Below are 18,051 nucleotides of genomic sequence, written 5' to 3'. Positions count from 1 at the left end.
GGGCGGCGGCTAGCCGAGGATCTTCCGGTCGTAGGCCACCGCCACCGCCGCGGCACGGTCCTTGACGCCCAACTTGCCGTAGATGTGCGTCAGATGGGTCTTCACCGTCGCCTCGCTGATGAACAGGGCGCGTGCGATCTCCCGGTTGGGGGTGCCCTTGGAGACCAGTTCGAGGACCTCGCGCTCGCGGGCCGAGAGCGGTTCGCCGACCGGGGCCGCGGGGGTGCGGACCGCCGTGACCAGGCGGGAGGCGACCGCCGGGGAGAGCACCGTGCGGCCCGCGGCGGCGGCCCGGACCGCGGTGAACAACTCCTCGCGCGGGGCGTCCTTGAGGAGGTAGCCGGTGGCGCCGGCCTCGATCGCGGGGAGCGTGTCCGAGTCCGTGTCGTACGTGGTGAGGACGAGGACCTTGGAGCGCAGTCCGCGCCGGGTGAGCTCGGCGATCGCGGCCACTCCCCCGCCGCCCGGCATCCGCAGGTCCATCAGGACGACGTCCGGGTCGAGGCGCTGGGCGAGCTCGACGCCCTCGATGCCGTCGGCGGCCTCGCCGAGGACCTCGAAGCCGTCGGCCGAGGCGAACATGCCGCGCAGGCCGTCCCGGACAACGGGGTGGTCGTCGCAGATCAGAAGGGTGATGGTGGCATCAGTGGTCATGGCGGACCAACGGTACGCGGGCGGAGACGGCGGTGCCATGGCCGGGCTCGGATTCCACAGTGACGCTGCCGGCGATGCGTTCGGCGCGGGCGCGCATGCCGTCGAGGCCGAAGCCGCCGGTGCCGGAGCGGGCCGGCAGGCACCCGAGATCGAAGCCCCGGCCGTCGTCGCGGACGTCGAGGGATACCTCGTCGCCCATGAAGGAGAGGGTGACGCCGACGCGGGAGGCCCGGGCATGGCGGCCCGCGTTGGCGAGGGCCTCCTGGGCGATGCGGAGCAGGGTGGCCTCGATCTCCTCGTGGAGCTGCACGGCGGTGCCGGTGACGGTGAAGTCGGCGCGTACGGCATGCCGGGCGCCCCATTCGGCGACGGTCTTCTTCAACGCCTCGTGCAGGATGTCGTGTTCGAGATCGAGGGGGCTGAGGTTCTGGACGGAGCGGCGGGCCTCGCCGAGGCTGTGGCGGGCCAACGACTGGGCGCTGGCGAGGTGTTCGCGTACCAGGCCGGGGTCCGTGCTGCTGGTGACCACTTGGAGCTGCGCGATGATGCCGGCCAGGCCCTGGGCGATGGTGTCGTGGATCTCGGCGGCGAGCCGGCGGCGCTCGTCGGCGACGCCCGCCTCCCGCGCCTGCAGCAGCAGTTGGGCATGGAGCGCGGCGTTCTCGTCGAGGGCCTGCTGGAGGCGGGCGTTGGTGGTCTCCAGCTCGGCGATGGTCGCGATCTGCACGCGGAGGCGTTCGTCCTCCTTGGCGGCGAGGTGGCCGAACGCCGTGAGGAGAACGGCATTGATGGCGAGCACCGCGCCGAACACCACCCACCCGGTGGAGCCCTTGGGCGGCAGCCCGCCGGACTGGGAGCCGGACATCGTGACGGCGGTGGCGAACAGGCCGATCTTCAGCCAGCGTCGGGGCAGCAGCGCCTGGGCGCCGAAGTAGCCGCAGACGGCGAAGAAGGCGAAGAACGGGTTGAGCCAGCTCAGCGCGAAGGAGATGCCCCAGCGCAGGAAGTAGTAGACGGCACCGGCGGCGCCCGGTCCGCGACGGGTGCGCCGCGCCCGGCCCCAGCAGAGCTGGAGCAGCAGGGCACCGCCGACCAGGGCGGCGCAGGCCCAGCGGTCGGCGGTGCTCATCATCAGGTCGGCGGTGGCCGTCGCGGCGAGGCAGCCGACGAAGAGGAGTCCGTAGGGTCCCCAGCGCTGGAAGGTCTCCCAGCGCTCCTCCACCATGTCCCGCTTCGCCGTGCCCGCCCCGTTGCTCATGGCCCCAGTCTCGTCCGCGCACAGGCCGTCCGTGGAGCCGCCCCAGGAAGACACCGCGCTCATTCCCACCGGAACCAGCGCGTGGCCGCCGCCGAGAGGAGCACGGTCCACAGGACGAGGATGCCGAGGTGCCCCCAGCCGGGCCAGCTGCCGGCCGCGGCCTCGTTGAGGGCCTGGGCGGCGGCGCCGAAGGGGGCGAGTTCCACGATGCGGCCGAGTGTGTCGGGCATGGCCTGGACGGGCAGCCAGACACCCGCACTGAACATCATCGGGAAGAACACCGCGGAGCCGATCGCGTTGGCGACCTTCGAGGTGGGTGAGAGGGCCGAGATCAGGGCGCCCAGGGCGAGCGCGCTCAGCACGGCGAGCAGCAGGGCGACGGCGTACCCGGACAGCTGGTGCGGCAGCGCCACGTCGAAGGCGAGCCGGCCCACCGTGATCGAGAGGACCGAGGAGAGCACCGCGGCCGCGCCGTGCAGTCCCATCTGGGCGCCGAGCAGGGCGGAGGGGCGTACGGGGGTGACCGACATCCGGCGCAGGATGCCGCGCTCGCGGTATCCGGTGATGACGGGCGGCATGGCCTGCAGCCCCGCCATGATCATGGAGAGGAGTACGGCGACGGGGACGTACGCGTCCACGAAGCGGATGCCGCCGAGGCCCTTGTCGGGGTCACGGAAGCCGGGGATCGAGCCGAGCACGACGAGCAGGACCGTCGGGAACACCATGATCCAGAAGAGTCCGGCGGGCTCGCGGCGGAAGAGCCGGGTCTCGGTCTTCAGTACGGCGACCGCGGCCGGGCGCGCGGTGCGGCCGGCGCGGTTCGGGCGCGGCGGGGTGAGGGTGGTGGTCATGCCGAGGCCTCCGTCAGGTCCAGGAACGCATCGTCCAAGGTAGCCTCGGAGACGCGGAGTTGGTGGGCGGTGATGTGGTGGCGGGCGAGCAGGGTGATCACGGCGTTGACGGTTTCGTCGGTGCCATGGATGGTCAGCCGGCCGCTCTTCTCCTGGATCTCGGCGGCCTGCGGCAGCGCGGCAAGGGTCCGCTCGTCCAGCGGACCGGAGGGGGTGAAGGAGATCACGGTGGAGCCGGCCGCGCGGCGGATCAGCCCGGAGGGGGTGTCCAGGGCCGCGATACGGCCCTTGTCTATGACGGCGATCCGGTCGCAGAGGCGCTGCGCCTCCTCCATGAAGTGGGTGACGAGCAGGACGGTGACCCCGCTCCGGCGTACGTCCTCGATCAGTTCCCAGGTGTCGCGGCGGGCCCGCGGGTCGAGTCCGGTGGTGAGTTCGTCAAGGACCACGACGCGGGGGTTGCCGATGAGGGCGAGCGCGATGAACAGGCGCTGCTTCTGTCCGCCGGACAGTCTGGCGAAGCGCGTGGTCAGTTTCTCGCCGAGTCCGAGGCGCTCGGCGAGCGGCCGCCAGTCGGCGGGGTCCGGGTAGCAGGCGGCGTACAGTTCCAGCGCCTCGCGCACGGTGAGTTTGGCCTGGAGCTCGCTCTCCTGGAGCTGGGCGCCCAGGATGCGGGTCACCTTGTCGTGGTCGGCGACCGGGTCGTACCCGGCGACCTTGATCGTGCCCGCGTCCGGGATGCGCAGCCCTTCGATGCACTCGACGGTGGTGGTCTTGCCGGCGCCGTTGGGCCCGAGGATCCCGAAGATCTCCCCCTCCTCGACGGAAAAGCTCACGCCGTCGACAGCGGGCCTGCGGCCGTATGCCTTGCGCACTCCGTTGACTTCGATGATTGCCATGCCATGAGAATCCCGCCCGGCGGGGGTCCGCCACATCGCCCATCGCGCTCGACCCCGGATCAACCGATCGGTTGACGCGGCGGTACGACCTGCTGGTTCCCGGGCCGCTCGCCCGGTCCTAGGACCAGCGGACCAGCGGGGCCCGGCCTAAACTCGGTGGGCACTGTCAGTGGCCGTCCGTAGGCTCGACTCCGATGTCCGAGACATGTGCAGCTACCCAAGACCAGTCGGCCACACGCTCGCTCCTGAGACTCTGGCCGTATGTACGCCCGGTGCGAACTCGCCTGTTCAGCGCGGCATTTGTGGCAATCGTCGCATCGTGCCTGGGCCTGGTGATCCCACTCGTACTGAAGTGGATCGTCGACGGTCCGGTGGCGCAGCACGACCCCGGCGGGGTGTGGCTCGGCGCGCTCTACCTGCTGCTGCTCGGGGTGGCGGAGGCGGTGCTCTTCGGGTTCCGGCGCTGGTTGGTGGCGCGGCCGCTCGCGGCGGTCGAGGCGGCCATGCGGGCCGACCTGTACCGGCATGTGCAGCGGCTGCCCGTCGCCTTCCACGACCGCTGGGCCTCGGGCCAGCTGCTGTCGCGCGGCACCACGGATCTGATGCTGCTGCGGATGTTCCTGTCGTTCCCGCTGACCTTCCTCCTCGTCAACGGGGTCACGATCCTCGCCGGGTTCGCGATCCTGCTTTCGCAGCAGTGGAGCCTCGGGCTCATGCTGCTCGTCCCGGTGATCCCGCTGGTGGTCCTCTGCTCCGTCTTCGAGACCCGGTACTCACTGGTCGCCCGGCGCGCGCAGGATCAGGTGGGCGATCTGACGACGGTGGTCGAGGAGAGCGTGCTCGGCATCCGGATCATCAAGGGGTTCGGGCAGCACCGCAGCCAGGCACTCGCCTTCCGCGAACTCGCCCGGCGGCTGCGCGGCACCGAGCTCGCCAAGGCGCGGCTGCTCGCCGGGCTGTGGGGCCTGATCACCACGTTCCCCGAACTCGCCATCGGCGCGGCGCTGGTGCTCGGCACGGTGCAGGTGGCCGACGGGGAGCTGTCGGCCGGGACGCTGGTGGCGTTCCTGTCGACGGCGCTGGCGCTGCGGTGGCCGGTGGAGTCGATCGGGTTCCTGCTGGCGATCTGCCAGGAGTCCGCCACGGCGACGGCGCGGTTCTTCGAGGCGATGGATGCGGCAGAGGAGGAGGCGCCGGGTGCCTCCGCGAGCCACCCCCTGGGGGGTGTGCCACCGTTCTCGTCCGCGGACCGTGCGCCGGGGGCTCCGCCCCCAAACCCCCGCTCCTCGAACTCCCCCAAGGACTTCGTCCAGGGGGGACCCCCAGGGGCCGACTCTTCGCTGACCGGCGCCGGTTCGGAAGAAAATGGATCGTCCACCGGGATTCGGTTCGAAGGGGTGTTGTTCCGGTACCCCGACGCGGAACCCGCGTCCTCCCCCGTACTCGCCCGGATCGATCTGCACATACGGGCCGGCGAGACCATGGCGTTGGTCGGGGGGACCGGGTCGGGGAAGACCACGCTCACCGCGCTCGTGCCGCGGTTGTACGAGGCCAGTGCGGGGCGGATCACGCTCGACGGGGAGGACATCGCCCAGATGTCCCGGGAGCGGCTGCGCGGACTGGTGGCCGTGGCGTTCGAGGATCCCACGCTGTTCTCGACCTCCGTCGGGGAGAACGTCCTGATGGGCGGCGGGAGTTCGGCCGATCTGGAGCGGGCCCTCGACATCGCGCAGGCCGGGTTCGTGCACCGGCTTCCGCAGGGGGTGGACACCCAGGTCGGTGAGCAGGGGCTGAGCCTGTCGGGTGGGCAGCGGCAGCGGCTCGCGCTGGCCCGGGCGGTGGTGGGGCGGCCGAGGTTCCTGATCCTCGACGACCCCCTGTCGGCACTGGACGTCCACACGGAGGCGCTGGTCGAGGCGGCGCTGCGGCGGGTTCTTCAGGACACCACCGCGCTGGTCGTCGCGCACCGCCCGTCGACGGTGATGCTCGCCGACCGGGTGGCGCTGCTGTCCGGCGGGCGGATCGCGGCGGTCGGCACGCATCAGGAACTGCTGCGCGGCAATGCCGAATACGCCTGGCTGATGTCGGGCGCCGATGAACTCGGCGACGAGGAAGGGGAGGGGCGATGACCGCGACGGTCGGGCAGGAAACCGCCGCTGGGGACGAGGAGCCGACGGAGCCCGCCGGTCACGTCGACGCGTTCGACCGGGACGAGCTGCCCGCGCCCGCCGGGGCGACCGGGGCGCTGCTGCGGTCGCTGCTGCGTCCGCTGCGCCGGCGGGTGGTGGTGACCGCGCTGCTGCTCGTGGTGCAGCAGGCCGCGGTGCAGGCGGGCCCGCTGCTCGTCGCGTACGCCATCGACCGGGGGGTGCCCGCGTTCCGGGCGCACGACTACGGGCCGCTGGTGGCCGTCGGGGCCGGGTATCTGGTGTGCGCGCTGGGCTCCGGGTTCTTCCAGTACGCGTTCGTCCAGACCTCGGCGCGGGTCAACCAGGACGTGCTGCTCGATCTGCGCGGGCGGATCTTCCGGCACGCGCAGGCGCTGAGCGTGGACTTCCACGAGCGGTACACCTCGGGCCGGCTGATCTCGCGCTCCACCACGGACGTCGAGTCGCTGCGGGAGCTGCTCAGCGAGGGGCTCCAGGAGCTCATCGGGGTGGTGCTCTCCTCGGTCTACATCTGCGCGATGCTGCTCTGGCTGGACTGGGGCATCGGCGCGCTCGCGATCGCCTCCTACCTTCCGCTGCACTTCCTGATCCGGCTCTACCAGCGCCGGGCCGGGGCCGTGTACGGCGCCCGCTCCACCGCCATCGCCGCGGTGATCGTCAAGTTCGCGGAGACCCTGAACGGGATCCGGCCTGTGCAGGCGTTCCGGCGCGAGCGCGCCAATGACGCCGAGTTCATGGAACTGAACCGGCGGCACGAGCGGCACAACGGCGACGCTCTCCTGGAGATGGCGCGCTATGTGACCGGCTCCCGGTTCGTCGCCAACACCGCGGTCGCCGCGATGGTGCTGTGGGGTGCGACGCGGGTCGCCGACGGCGGCCTGGCACTGGGTGTGCTGGCCGCGGCGGTGCTGTATCTGCGCCGCCTGTACGACCCGATCGACCGGCTCGGCATGTTCCTCAACTCCTACCAGTCGGCGGCCGCCTCCCTGGGAAAGGTCGCCGGGCTGCTCGCCCAGGTCCCTTCCGTACCCGAAGCGGCACAGCCCGTCCCGCTGCCGGAGACGGTCCGTGAACTGCCGGGCCGCCGCGTCGACTTCGAGCAGGTCAGCTTCCGCTACCGGACCGGCGGCGAGGTGCTCCCCCGCTTCGACCTGACCATCGAGGCCGGCCAGACCGTCGCCGTGGTCGGCGCGACGGGCGCCGGCAAGTCCACCCTCGCCAAGCTCCTGGCCCGCTTCTACGACCCTTCCCCCAGCTCTCCGACAAGCTCCGAGCAGGGGAGGCCCCCAGTGGGCCGCGTGCTCCTCGACGGTACGGATCTGCGCGAGCTGTCCATACGGGATCTGCGGCGCGGGGTCGTCATGGTCACCCAGGAGGCGTTCCTGTTCTCCGGCACGGTCGCCGAGAACATCGCAATCGGCCGCCCCGACGCCACCCGGGAGGACATCGAGCGGGCCGCGAAGGCGATCGGCGCGCACGACTTCATCGCGGGCCTGCCGGACGGCTACGACACGGACGTACGCAAGCGGGGCGGCCGCATCTCGGCGGGCCAGCGTCAACTGGTCGCCTTCGCCCGGGCGTTGCTGGCCGACCCCGCCGTGCTGATCCTCGACGAGGCGACCAGCTCGCTCGACATCCCGGGCGAGCGGGCGGTGCAGCGCGCCATGCGCACGGTCCTCAACGGCCGTACCGCGGTGGTGATCGCGCACCGGCTGTCCACGGTGGAGGTCGCGGACCGGGTCCTGGTGATGGAGCGGGGCCGCATCGTCGAGGACGGCTCCCCCGCCGACCTGATCGCGGGCACGGGCCGCTTCGCCGACCTGCACCGCGCCTGGCGGGACAGCCTGGCGTGAGCGGCACCACATCAGAGGCGTTAGCTCCGCCAGTCCGGCCACCGCTGGGCCCAGCCGGAACAGCATCAGCACGGTGCCGGCTGCGGTCCCGCATGTACGGGTCGCAGGCGGGCCAGACCTTCCACGAGTTGTGCAGTACAACAACGGAGCGGGAGACTTCGTGAACCCTGACCTCCCGCTCCGGCTCTCGGTGGCATCCAGGGCGTTCACGTGCGCTGGGTGACGAGCAGCGGCAGTGCGGGGAAAGTGTGGTCCCGCCAGATGAGGCGGGAGGTGTGCTCCGGGTAGGCGGTGACGGCGGACCGGGTGCCGAAGAGCCGCACGAGGCGTCGCTCGGTGTCGTAGGCGGGCCAGCCGGGGTCGCCGTCGGCGGCGAACGCGGTCCACGCTGCGCGCATGCGGGTGGACAGCGCCTCCGCCTCCGGGGACGGGCCGTCGCCGATCAGCAGAGCGGTCCGGCCGCGGTCCAGGTTGCCGAAGACGAGCGGCACGTCGAGGCCGTGGCAGGCACCGAGGGCGCCGCCCATGCCCGGGGCGGGCCAGGTCAGCTCGTAGACGTGGGTGCGGCCACCGCCCGCGGTCTGGGCCTCGGCGAGGTGGAGGGACGGCATGCGGAACAGCCAGTCGGAGTGGACCAGTTCGTACAGCTCGTCGGGGCCCACGGCCGGGAAGCCGTCGCGGTAGCGGCGTGCGCCGTCCGGGCCGGGGGCGAAGACGTCCAGGGCGGCTGCCGCCTGCTCCGCCGTCACCTGGCCGAGCAGCCCGTCGAGCGCGGTGAGCAGCCGCTGTTCGTCGCGGGTGTGGCCGACGAGGAGTTCGACGTCCCGGCGGGCGCCGTCGGCGAGCGCCTGCCATGGTGTGACCGGCAGAGCGTCACCGTCGACGACCGGCGAGAACGGGATCGACCGGTGCGCGGGCCGACCCCAACGCTGCGCCCACTGAACCGACTTGGCGCCGACCGCGTCCCCGGCGGCGGACAGCCGGGCCGGGTCCACCGCGGCCAGGTCGGCCACCGTGGGCCGCAGCCCCAGCTCGGCGGCGCAGGCGGTGGCGATGTGGGCGGCGAGCTCCGGCGAGAAGAAGGTGCCCTGCACGCTCTGCGCGACGGCCCGGCAAAAGAGCCCGGCCGCGCGGGGCATCGCGAGGAGTGCGGCGACCGATCCGGCGCCCGCCGACTGGCCGAAGACGGTGACGCGGTCCGGATCGCCGCCGAAGGCCCGGATGTTGTCGCGCACCCACTCCAGAGCGGCGATCTGGTCGAGCAGTCCCCGGTTGGCGGGCGCTCCCTCGATCTGCCCGAAACCATCAAGCCCCACCCGGTAGTTGAACGTCACCACTACGACGCCGCCGCCCTCCCGCGCGAGGGTGCCGCCGTCGTACTCGGGGAGACCGGACATGCCGATCGTGTAGGCACCGCCCTGGATCCACACCATCACCGGCAGCCCCGCACCCGGGACCGGGTCGGGCGACCAGACGTTGACCGTCAGCCAGTCGTCGCCCGCCGCGTCCCGCGCCAGCGCGTCCATGCCGAAGTGGCCGCCCTGCGGGGGCGGCGGTCCGTACGACACCGCCGGGCGCACCCCGTCCCAGCCACCTGCCGGCCGCGGCGCGGCGAGCCGCAGCGGGCCGACCGGCGGCTCGGCGAACGGGATGCCGCGGAAGACCGCCACACCCGCCTCCCGGCTGCCGCGCAGCACCCCGGCCGCCGTACGAACCTCGGGCCGCGACCCGGACGGCCCGGATCCGACAGCGCTCATCACCACTCCCTGGGGCGTGCGGAGCTCGGTCCCATGCGGGGCGCGTGGGTCCGGACACTCAGGATCGTCCCGCCGCGTCGCTCTGAGCGCCAGCCAATTACGTCCGGGCCCGCGCCTGGGGTGCGCGCCCCGGCCGCCGCGCACCGCCTGGGCCTGCGGGTTCCCGGTACCTGCCGCGCGGGCGCCGGGGGCCGGTTTCGTAGGATCGGGGGGTGGCAACGGGGACGGGTACCAACTGGGCGGCGCCGACGGAGACGGAGTGGCTGCTGCACACGGCGGGGCTGCGCGGCGACGTGGAGGCGCAGTTGCGGGTGCTGGCCCGCGAGGAGCTGTACATCGGCGCGCCGAAGGCGGAGGTCGACGCGCGGCCCGACCTGGTCACCTGGCGCTCCTACCGGGACGCGTCGGGGTGGCTGTGCAAGCCGCTGCTGACCCGCGGCATGCTCCCGCCGTGGCACCCCGACTGGGTGTTCCACGACGTGTCCCTGAAGTGGATCGCCGACGCCTCCTGGCCGGATCCGCCGCGTCTGCTCGCGGTCAACGCCGGTACCCCCGCCCAGCTCTTCCTGCCCACCACCCCCGAGCACCGCGCGGTGTGGCGCCGCATCCACGAGGAGACCGAGCGCCCCAACGGCGACCGGCTGACCGCGCTGCGGCACGGCGCGCTGCACGGGCCGCTCGCCTACGGTCTGGCCTGCGGCGCGCATCTGGCGGTCGTGAACGACGTGCCGTGGAACGAGGTCGGCACCGTCTACCACGGGTACGCCCGCCAGCTCCGGTCGCTCCGCGACTCCTGGGACATCACCGAACGCACGGGCTGGAAGCGGCAGTTGGACTTCCTGCTCGACGCGCGCAACAGCCCGCCGGAGCCCGACTTCGTACTCCGGGTGCGCGAGGAGCTGCGGTCGGGGCTCGGCGAGCCGCCGCAGGCCGAGCTGTGGCGCGAGACGGCCGCCGGGCACGCCCAGGACATCGGGGCCGGCCACGGCACCGTCAAGGACATCGAGGAGCTGGTCCGGCGCATCCTGCGGTACGAGGCCCGGTTCCGCGCCGACGGGCTGCTGCCGCCGGACGGCCGGGTCACCACCACCGTCGCCTACGACTACGGGCGTGCGGTGAACCTGGCCCGCTGGGGCCTGGGGCCAGGTTCTGCACACCGCACGAGGCCGAGCAGGCGATCGTGTACGCGGGAGCCCTGAGCAAGTCGGCCTACCGCTCGTGGGAGGACTTCTCCGCCGCGTACGCGCTGGGCCGGGTGCTGCGTTTCGACGAGGAGTCGTACGGCCGCTACTACCAGCAGAACGTCGTCGCGCACCGGATCCTGACCGGGAACGAGGCCAGCCCGTGGCGGAACATCCCCTGGCGCTGAGCCGGGCCGGGCGTGGCGGTCAGGCGCCCACCGTTCCGTCGATGCCCTCGCGCAGCAGGTCCGCGTGGCCGTTGTGGCGGCCGTACTCCAGGATCATGTGCAGCATCACCGTGCGCAGCGACACGTCCTCGCCCCAGCGCGGCTGGTGACCGGCGAGGTCGAGGGATTCGGCCGCGCGCTCGATCCGCCGGGAGTGCTCGACCTCGGCCTCCCAGGCCGCGAACGCCTCGGACGGGATCGACTCGCTCGTGTCGTACGCCGCCTGGAAGTCGATCTTGTCCGACCACACCATCGGGATGCCGTGGTCCTCGAACACCCTGCGGAACCAGGTCCGTTCGACCTCTGCCATGTGCCGCACCAGGCCGAGCAGTGAGAGCGTCGACGGGGGCATCGACTGCCGGCGCAGCTCCTCGTCGCCGAGCCCCTCGCACTTCATGGCCAGCGTCGCCCGGTGGTAGTCGAGGAAGGCGCGCAGCGTCTCGCGCTCGTCGCCGAAGTGGGGCGGGCCTATGCGGTGGTCGTCGGTCATGGGTGGCGCTCCCTCGTGGTGTTCTGATCGGGCGGGCCCGAACATACCTCCGGCGATCGTCCTCGGGCGAGGACCGAGCCTCGGAGTGCCCGCTCGGGGGCCCGGTGTGATGGGGTGGCCGCATGACCGACGTACAGACGATCACGGTTCCGGCCCGTCTCCAGGGGTACCCGGGGGTGGCCTTCGGCGGCTATGTGGCGGGGGTGCTCGCCGGGCGGGCGGTTGCGAATACGGTACGGGTGGACTTCCGGCGGCCGGTGCCGACCGGGGCGCCGGTACGGCTCGCCCCGACCGCGGACGGCGGCAGCGAACTGACCGACGGCGACACGCTCCTGGCCGTCGGCGTCCCCGCCGAGCAGAGTACCGAGGTGCCGGATGCCCCTTCCTGGGAAGAGGCGTCGGCGGCGGCGACGGCGTACCGGGCGGCCCCTCCGGACGGGGTGGTCGACTGCTTCGGCTGCGGGCTCGACCGCACCCCCGACACCGGGCTGCGCCAGCACTGCGGCCGCGTCCGGGGGCGCGACCTGGTGGCGACCGCCTGGATCGTCGGGCCCCAACTGGCCGACGCGGACGGGCTATTGCCGCCCGAGCTGGTGTGGGGTGCGCTCGACTGCCCCGGGTTCGCCGCGGGCCGACTGCTCGGCGGCCAGCGGCCCGGCGCCGTGACGGCCTCGCTCACCGCGTCCCTGCTGCGGCCGGTGCGGGTGGGCGAGGAGCTCGTCACGTACGCCTGGATGCTCGGCGAGGAGGGCCGCAAGCACCGGATGGGGGTGGCGCTCGCCTCAGCTTCGGGCGAACTCCGCGCCGTCGCCTCGTCCTTGTGGGTCGACCCACGCTGACACCCGGCGTCCGGACCCCGCGCGGCCCCACGGATTCCGGCACTCAGGCCCGGGCCGGCGAGCGGGTGCCCGACGCGGGCCATCGTGCGCGAGTCGGGGGCGGCGATGGCGACCAAGGCGCTCGCCGCGCTCGCGCGGGAGGGGCTGGTGCGGGCGGTGCCGGGGGTCGGCACGGTGGTGGCCGACGCGGCCTCCGGGCCGTCCTTCGGGTGACTGGCGGCCCAACTAACGCATGCGGCCCGGAAGTTGTGGGCCGCCTGTCGCAGGCATCCGTGGATGGCGCGGGCGATGGCCTCGTTCATCCGGCCGGAGCCCATGCCGGAGGCGATGAAGTACACCGAGTGGGTGCTGCGGGCGCTGCGCGGCACTGACCTGAGGGTGCATCAGGTCATGCACGCGCACCTGATGCTGATCGCTTACGTCCAAGGCCTGGGCATGTCCATGGAGTTGGAGGGCCACGCCCTCCAGGACACCGGGGTCTCCAACGACGAATGGATGGATCGCAACGGGGGTCGGTTTGCGGCCATCGTGTCGAGCGGCGGCTACCCCGTACTGGCCACCATCTTCCAACATGAGCCGTTCGAGCTCGACTTGGACTCGCTCTTCGGCTTCGGGCTGGAGCGACTCCTGGACGGCATCGCCGTCATCATTGCCGAAACGTCCGGTTAACGAACGGCGACCTTCGGACAACGGACGTTTTTCGGCCAACTTGTTGACGCGCTCCTGACACAAGTTCTCAACTACTGGCACTCTTCCCCCGATCCACCCTGCACTTTTTTGCCGCACCCGCTCCCCTTTGCTCTGTCCGGCCGGCCCCACCCAGTCGACCGGTACCCCCCTCGCAGAAGGAGTTCGCGTGAGATCCACGCACCGTCGTCGTGTCACCGCCACCGGCGCCCTGTTCGCCGCGGCCGCCCTGATCAGTGTCGGCGTCCAGGCAGGCAACGCCAGCGCAAGCCCCGAGGACTCCGCGGCCACCACGGCCCTCAAGGCCCAGGCGGTACGCAACCCGGGCGCCCTGCCCGCGAGCCTCAGCCCGTCCCAGCGCGCCGAGCTCATACGCAAGGCCAACTCCACCACGGCGGCCACCGCCAAGAGCCTCGGCCTCTCCCCGCAGGAGAAGCTGGTCGTCCGCGATGTGGCCAAGGACCAGAACGGCACCACGCACACCCGGTACGAGCGCACCTACGACGGCCTGCCCGTCCTCGGCGGCGACCTGATAGTCGACCACTCGTCGGCCGGGCAGACCCAGAACGTCATCAAGGCGAACCGCGCCGAGCTGAAGGGCGTCGCCACCTCCGCCCCCTCCAACGCCCCGGCCACCGCCACCAGCCAGGCCCTCAAGGCCGCCAAGGCCGCCGGCTCCAAGGCCGACAAGGCCGACAGCGCGCCGCGCAAGGTCATCTGGATGGTGCAGGGCGCGCCGACCCTCGCGTACGAGACGGTCGTCGGCGGAGTGCAGGACGACGGCACCCCGAACCAGCTGCACGTCATCACGGACGCCAAGACGGGCGCCAAGCTGCACCAGTGGCAGGGCATCGAGACCGGTATCGGCAACACCCACTACAGCGGCCAGGTCACCCTCGGCACCTCGCAGTCCGGGTCGAGCTACACGCTGAACGACAGCGGCCGCGGCGGCCACAAGACGTACGACCTCAACCACGGTTCGTCCGGCACGGGTTCGCTGTTCACCCAGAACAACGACACCTGGGGCGACGGCACGACCTCCAACGCCGCGACCGCGGGCGCGGACGCCGCCTACGGCGCCGGGGTCACCTGGGACTTCTACAAGAACGTCTTCGGCCGCAGCGGCATCCGGGGCGACGGCGTCGCCGCCTACTCCCGCGTCCACTACGGCAACGCGTACGTCAACGCGTTCTGGGACGACAGCTGCTTCTGCATGACGTACGGCGACGGCACGGGCGACAACGACCCGCTGACCTCGCTCGACGTGGCCGGCCACGAGATGACGCACGGCGTCACCGCGGCCACCGCGGGCCTCAACTATGCGGACGAGTCCGGCGGTCTGAACGAGGCGACCTCCGACATCATGGGCACGTCGGTGGAGTTCTACGCCAACAACCCGGCGGCTCCGGGCAACTACCTCATCGGTGAGCAGATCAACATCAACGGTAACGGCACCCCGCTGCGCTACATGGACAAGCCGAGCAAGGACGGCTCGTCCGCGGACAGCTGGTACGCCGGTGTCGGCAACCTCGACGTCCACTACTCCTCGGGACCCGCGAACCACTGGTTCTACCTGGCCTCCGAGGGCAGCGGCGCCAAGACCATCAACGGGTTCAACTACGACTCGCCGACCTCCGACGGCCAGCCCGTCACCGGCATCGGCCGCGACAAGGCCCAGCTGATCTGGTACAAGGCTCTCACCACCAAGTTCAACTCCAGCACGGACTACGCGGGGGCCCGCGCGGGCACCATCGCCGCCGCGACCGAGCTGTACGGAGCGAACAGCGCCGAGGTCACCAACGTCACCAACGCCTGGGCGGCCATCAACGTCGGCGCCCGCGCGGGCGGCGGCACCCCGGGCGGCACGGTCTTCGAGAACACGGCCAGCGTGGCCATCCCGGACTCTCCCGGGCCCGCGGTCACCTCGTCGGTCAACGTCACCGGGATCACCGGCAACGCACCGAGCGCCCTCAAGGTCGGTGTGAAGATCACCCACACCTACATCGGTGACCTCCAGATCGACCTGGTGGCCCCGAACGGCAAGTCGTTCCGCCTGCAGAACTCCTCCTCGGACTCGACGGCGAACCTGGACAAGACGTTCACCGTCAACGCCTCCACCGCCGCCGCCAACGGCACGTGGAAGCTGAAGGTCCAGGACATGGCCCCGCAGGACGTCGGCACGATCACCGACTTCAAGCTCAGCTTCTGAACTCAGCTGTGACAGCTCGCCCCTGAAGGCTCACCTTCTGACCAGGCGGCTGGCCGGAAAGTGAAGGTGCCCGGAGCCCACCAGGCTCCGGGCACCGCCCATGTCCGGGGTTGCTCAGCGCAGCAGTACGCCCGCGCCCTCCCCCGTGGCCTCCGTCGGTCCTGCCACCAGGCCCAGCTCCGCGTGCGTGGCCAGGTGGGGGTGGGCCGGCAGGATCCGGACCGTGTAGCCGAACGGGCCCGTGCGGTCCAGAGCGAGGGGGCCCTCGTAGGTCCAGCGGCCCTCCAGGCCGGGGCCGGCCGCCGGTTTCAGCGGGAAGGCGGCCGCGTCCGCGATGGCGTCGGCCGCGTCCACCCGGCCCGCCACCGCCTGCACCTCCACATCGTCGGGCTGGAGGTCACCGAGCCCGACCCGTACCCGCAGCGTCAGCGTGGAGCCGAGCTCCGCGGTGCCGTTGGGGGCCGCGGCGTCCGGGGCGAGCGCCTCGACGTGGTCGACCGCGACCCGCGGCCAGGCGGCCCGCACCCGCGCCTTCCACTGCGCCAACTCCCGTGCGGTGGACGGGTCGAGGGCACGGTGTGCCGCGGCGGCGGGTGCGTAAAGGCGGGTCACGTACTCCCGCACCATGCGCCCCGCGAGTACCTTCGGCCCCAGTGTCGTCAGCGTCCGGCGGACCATTTCGATCCAGCGGTCGGGCAGAGCGCCGGGGCCCCGGTCGTAGAAGCGCGGGGCGACCCGGTCCTCGATGAGGTCGTACAGCGCGTTCGCCTCCAGCTCGTCGCGCCGGTCCTCGTCGGTGGCCGCGCCGTCCGCGGTCGGGATGGCCCAGCCGAAGTCCGGCTCGAACCACTCGTCCCACCAGCCGTCCAGGACGGACAGGTTGAGGCAGCCGTTCAGGGCCGCCTTCATGCCGCTGGTCCCGCAGGCCTCCAGCGGGCGCAGCGGGTTGTTGAGCCACACGTCGCAGCCCGGGTACAGCTTCTTCGCCATCGCCATGCCGTAGTCGGGCAGGAACACGATCCGGTGCCGGACCCTCGGGTCGTCGGCGAACTTCACCAGCTCCTGGACCAGCCGCTTCCCGCCGTCGTCGGCGGGGTGCGCCTTGCCCGCGACGACGATCTGCACCGGCCTGGTCGGATGCAGCAGCAGCTCCATCAGCCGGTCCCGGTCGCGCAGCATCAGCGTGAGCCGCTTGTACGAGGGCACCCGGCGGGCGAAGCCGATGGTGAGGACGTCCGGGTTCAACACCCCGTCGATCCAGCCCAGTTCGGCCGTGCCCGCGCCGCGCTGGCGCCACGAGACCCGCAGCCGCTCCCGTACCTCGGTCACGAGCTGTTCGCGCAGTTCCCTGCGCAGCTCCCAGATCTCGGCGGCCGGGATCTCGGCGGCCGCGTCCCAGCGTTCGGATCCGCCCACGGTGAGCGCGTCCTCGGTGCGGCCCGCGCCGATCCGCCGGGCGCCGAGCCTAAAGACCTCGGGAGCCACCCAGGTCGGGGCGTGCACGCCGTTGGTGACGGAGGTGATCGGCACCTCCGCCGCGTCGAAGCCGGGCCACAGGCCCGCGAACATCTCCCGGCTGACCGCGCCGTGCAGGGTGGAGACCCCGTTGGCGCGCTGGGCGAGGCGCAGCCCCATCACGGCCATGTTGAAGAGGTTCGGCTCGCCGCCGGGGTAGGTCTCCATGCCGAGCTGGAGGATCTTCCCGACGTCCACTCCGGGCAGCTCGCCGTCGTCGCCGAGGTGGCGGGCGATGAGCTCGCGGTCGAAGCGGTCGATGCCGGCCGGCACGGGGGTGTGGGTGGTGAACACCGTCCCGGCCCGCACCGCTTCCAGCGCGGCGTCGAACTCCAGCCCCTCACCGGCCAGTTCGCGGATGCGCTCCAGGCCGAGGAACCCGGCGTGCCCCTCGTTGGTGTGGAACACCTCGGGCGCCGGGTGGCCGGTGAGGCGGCTGTACGTCCGCAGCGCGCGCACTCCGCCGATGCCGAGCAGCATCTCCTGGAGCAGCCGGTGTTCGCTGCCGCCGCCGTACAGCCGGTCGGTGACGTCGCGTTCGCCCGGCCCGTTCTCCTCGACGTCCGAGTCGAGCAGCAGCAGCGGCACCCGGCCGACCCGGGCCTGCCAGATGGTGGCGTGCAGACAGCGGCCGCCGGGCAGCGCGAGGCAGACCCTGGCCGGGGTGCCGTTCTGCTCCCTGAGCAGGGAGAGGGGCAGCTCGTTGGGGTCGAGCACGGGGTAGCGCTCCTGCTGCCAGCCGTCGCGCGAGAGCGACTGGCGGAAGTAGCCGTGCCGGTAGAGCAGGCCGACCCCGATGAGCGGTACGCCGAGGTCGCTGGCGGATTTCAGGTGGTCGCCGGCGAGGATGCCGAGGCCGCCGGAGTACTGCGGCAGGGCGGCGGTGATGCCGAACTCGGGTGAGAAGTAGCCGACGGCGGACGGGAGTTCGCCGGGTTGTTCCTGGTACCAGCGGCGGCCGCGCAGGTAGTCGTCGAGGTCGGCGGCGGCAGCGGTGAGTCTGCGCAGGAAGCGGCGGTCCTGGGCGAGTGAGTCGAGCCGGGCGGCGGAGACGGTCCCCAGCAGCCGCACGGGGTCCTCACCCGCCGCCCGCCAGCCCTCGGGATCGACGGACTGGAAGAGTTCTCTGGTCTCGGTGTGCCAGGACCAGCGCAGGTTGCGCGCGAGGTCGCTGAGCGGCCGGAGGGCGTCGGGCAGGACGGGACGCACGGTGAATCGACGGATTGCCTTCACGTTTCCACCTTTGCAGGGGATGTACGTATCGGGGTGACGCATCGCGATGTGCGCCCCTCCTTCACACCCGAAGGTAGTGCCGGTGCGCCCCCGCCAACCACAGCGCCCCGCGGATCCGACAGCTCCGGTTCTGTGCCCCCACGGTCGCCACTCGGCTGATGCGGCGTCACATGACTTACGGGTAGGCAAAATTCACCCCGCTCCCACCGAAATCCGGGGCCACTTCCTTG

The 18,051-nt window shown here is 72.0% G+C and carries 13 protein-coding genes and 1 pseudogene; 7 read left to right on the top strand and 7 right to left on the bottom strand.

All coding sequences use genetic code 11. The annotated features are described in order from the left end of the window. Positions 1 to 9 precede the first annotated feature (9 nt). Genes ACIBK6_RS25600 through ACIBK6_RS25585 form a run of 4 tightly spaced genes read right to left on the bottom strand, consistent with a single transcriptional unit; the run spans position 10 to position 3,662 of the window. Positions 10 to 654: a response regulator gene (locus ACIBK6_RS25600; protein ID WP_399053672.1), complete on the bottom strand. Its 645-nt coding sequence runs from the start codon at positions 652 to 654 to the stop codon at positions 10 to 12. Continuing rightward, a complete protein-coding gene (locus tag ACIBK6_RS25595; protein ID WP_399053755.1) occupies positions 644 to 1,912 on the bottom strand; it encodes a sensor histidine kinase in 1,269 nt (422 codons plus the stop codon). Before ACIBK6_RS25595 ends, ACIBK6_RS25600 begins: the two co-directional genes overlap by 11 nt. 59 nt (positions 1,913 to 1,971) lie before the next feature. Beyond that, the gene (locus ACIBK6_RS25590; RefSeq protein ID WP_399053671.1) at positions 1,972 to 2,763 is read right to left on the bottom strand and encodes an ABC transporter permease; all 792 of its coding nucleotides are present in this window, start codon (positions 2,761 to 2,763) and stop codon (positions 1,972 to 1,974) included. Further along, a complete protein-coding gene (locus tag ACIBK6_RS25585; protein WP_399053670.1) occupies positions 2,760 to 3,662 on the bottom strand; it encodes an ABC transporter ATP-binding protein in 903 nt (300 codons plus the stop codon). Before ACIBK6_RS25585 ends, ACIBK6_RS25590 begins: the two co-directional genes overlap by 4 nt. A gap of 194 nt (positions 3,663 to 3,856) precedes the next feature. Here ACIBK6_RS25585 and ACIBK6_RS25580 point away from each other — a divergent pair, with 194 nt between their 5' ends. Further along, positions 3,857 to 5,791 carry an ABC transporter ATP-binding protein gene (locus ACIBK6_RS25580; protein ID WP_399053669.1) on the top strand — a complete coding sequence of 645 codons (1,935 nt, stop codon included), beginning with the start codon at positions 3,857 to 3,859 and terminating at the stop codon, positions 5,789 to 5,791. Next, positions 5,788 to 7,683, top strand: coding sequence for an ABC transporter ATP-binding protein (locus ACIBK6_RS25575; RefSeq protein WP_399053668.1), 1,896 nt, complete (start codon positions 5,788 to 5,790; stop codon positions 7,681 to 7,683). Before ACIBK6_RS25580 ends, ACIBK6_RS25575 begins: the two co-directional genes overlap by 4 nt. A 206-nt stretch (positions 7,684 to 7,889) precedes the next feature. Here ACIBK6_RS25575 and ACIBK6_RS25570 read toward each other — a convergent pair whose 3' ends face one another. Beyond that, complete coding sequence (locus ACIBK6_RS25570; RefSeq protein ID WP_399053667.1) at positions 7,890 to 9,440, bottom strand: carboxylesterase/lipase family protein; 1,551 nt, start codon at positions 9,438 to 9,440, stop codon at positions 7,890 to 7,892. Between the two features lie 212 nt (positions 9,441 to 9,652). On the opposite strand from ACIBK6_RS25570, the pseudogene ACIBK6_RS25565 reads away from it, so the two are divergent. Beyond that, positions 9,653 to 10,809: pseudogene (locus tag ACIBK6_RS25565) on the top strand (DUF1266 domain-containing protein). Positions 10,810 to 10,828: 19 nt separating this feature from the next. Here the strand turns inward: ACIBK6_RS25565 and ACIBK6_RS25560 are convergent. After that, positions 10,829 to 11,338 (bottom strand): DinB family protein, encoded by a 510-nt coding sequence (locus tag ACIBK6_RS25560; RefSeq protein WP_399053666.1) that lies wholly within the window; start codon positions 11,336 to 11,338, stop codon positions 10,829 to 10,831. Between the two features lie 122 nt (positions 11,339 to 11,460). Between ACIBK6_RS25560 and ACIBK6_RS25555 the strand changes: the two genes are divergently transcribed. The 4 genes from ACIBK6_RS25555 to ACIBK6_RS25540 all read left to right on the top strand — a co-directional run bounded on the left by ACIBK6_RS25555 (position 11,461) and on the right by ACIBK6_RS25540 (position 15,073). After that, the gene (locus ACIBK6_RS25555) at positions 11,461 to 12,177 is read left to right on the top strand and encodes a hotdog fold domain-containing protein (protein WP_399053665.1); all 717 of its coding nucleotides are present in this window, start codon (positions 11,461 to 11,463) and stop codon (positions 12,175 to 12,177) included. 84 nt (positions 12,178 to 12,261) lie between these two features. Then, positions 12,262 to 12,390, top strand: a complete 129-nt coding sequence (locus ACIBK6_RS25550) for a hypothetical protein (RefSeq protein WP_399053664.1) — start codon at positions 12,262 to 12,264, stop codon at positions 12,388 to 12,390. Beyond that, on the top strand, positions 12,391 to 12,846 hold the full coding sequence (locus ACIBK6_RS25545) for a TetR/AcrR family transcriptional regulator C-terminal domain-containing protein (protein ID WP_399053754.1): 456 nt from the start codon (positions 12,391 to 12,393) through the stop codon (positions 12,844 to 12,846). Positions 12,847 to 13,033: 187 nt separating this feature from the next. After that, positions 13,034 to 15,073 carry a M4 family metallopeptidase gene (locus ACIBK6_RS25540; protein ID WP_399053663.1) on the top strand — a complete coding sequence of 680 codons (2,040 nt, stop codon included), beginning with the start codon at positions 13,034 to 13,036 and terminating at the stop codon, positions 15,071 to 15,073. 114 nt (positions 15,074 to 15,187) lie between these two features. On the opposite strand, the gene glgP is transcribed toward ACIBK6_RS25540, so the two are convergent. Continuing rightward, entirely contained in the window at positions 15,188 to 17,821 is a 2,634-nt protein-coding gene (gene glgP / locus ACIBK6_RS25535; protein ID WP_399053662.1) for an alpha-glucan family phosphorylase, read from the bottom strand. Positions 17,822 to 18,051 lie beyond the last annotated feature (230 nt).

This window comes from Streptomyces sp. NPDC050485 (assembly GCF_044458185.1).
GTDB lineage: Bacteria > Actinomycetota > Actinomycetes > Streptomycetales > Streptomycetaceae > Streptomyces.
The sequence above is the reverse complement of the archived record's forward strand: the minus strand, read 5'-3'. Positions and strand labels throughout refer to the sequence as shown.

What these genes read in the sequence shown, in the direction of transcription:
- ACIBK6_RS25600 (WP_399053672.1), bottom strand. Translation starts at nt 654, where the DNA reads ATGACCACTGATGCCACCATCACCCTTCTGATCTGCGACGACCACCCC.
- ACIBK6_RS25595 (WP_399053755.1), bottom strand. Translation starts at nt 1,912, where the DNA reads ATGAGCAACGGGGCGGGCACGGCGAAGCGGGACATGGTGGAGGAGCGC.
- ACIBK6_RS25590 (WP_399053671.1), bottom strand. Translation starts at nt 2,763, where the DNA reads ATGACCACCACCCTCACCCCGCCGCGCCCGAACCGCGCCGGCCGCACC.
- ACIBK6_RS25585 (WP_399053670.1), bottom strand. Translation starts at nt 3,662, where the DNA reads ATGGCAATCATCGAAGTCAACGGAGTGCGCAAGGCATACGGCCGCAGG.
- ACIBK6_RS25580 (WP_399053669.1), top strand. Translation starts at nt 3,857, where the DNA reads ATGTCCGAGACATGTGCAGCTACCCAAGACCAGTCGGCCACACGCTCG.
- ACIBK6_RS25575 (WP_399053668.1), top strand. Translation starts at nt 5,788, where the DNA reads ATGACCGCGACGGTCGGGCAGGAAACCGCCGCTGGGGACGAGGAGCCG.
- ACIBK6_RS25570 (WP_399053667.1), bottom strand. Translation starts at nt 9,440, where the DNA reads ATGAGCGCTGTCGGATCCGGGCCGTCCGGGTCGCGGCCCGAGGTTCGT.
- ACIBK6_RS25560 (WP_399053666.1), bottom strand. Translation starts at nt 11,338, where the DNA reads ATGACCGACGACCACCGCATAGGCCCGCCCCACTTCGGCGACGAGCGC.
- ACIBK6_RS25555 (WP_399053665.1), top strand. Translation starts at nt 11,461, where the DNA reads ATGACCGACGTACAGACGATCACGGTTCCGGCCCGTCTCCAGGGGTAC.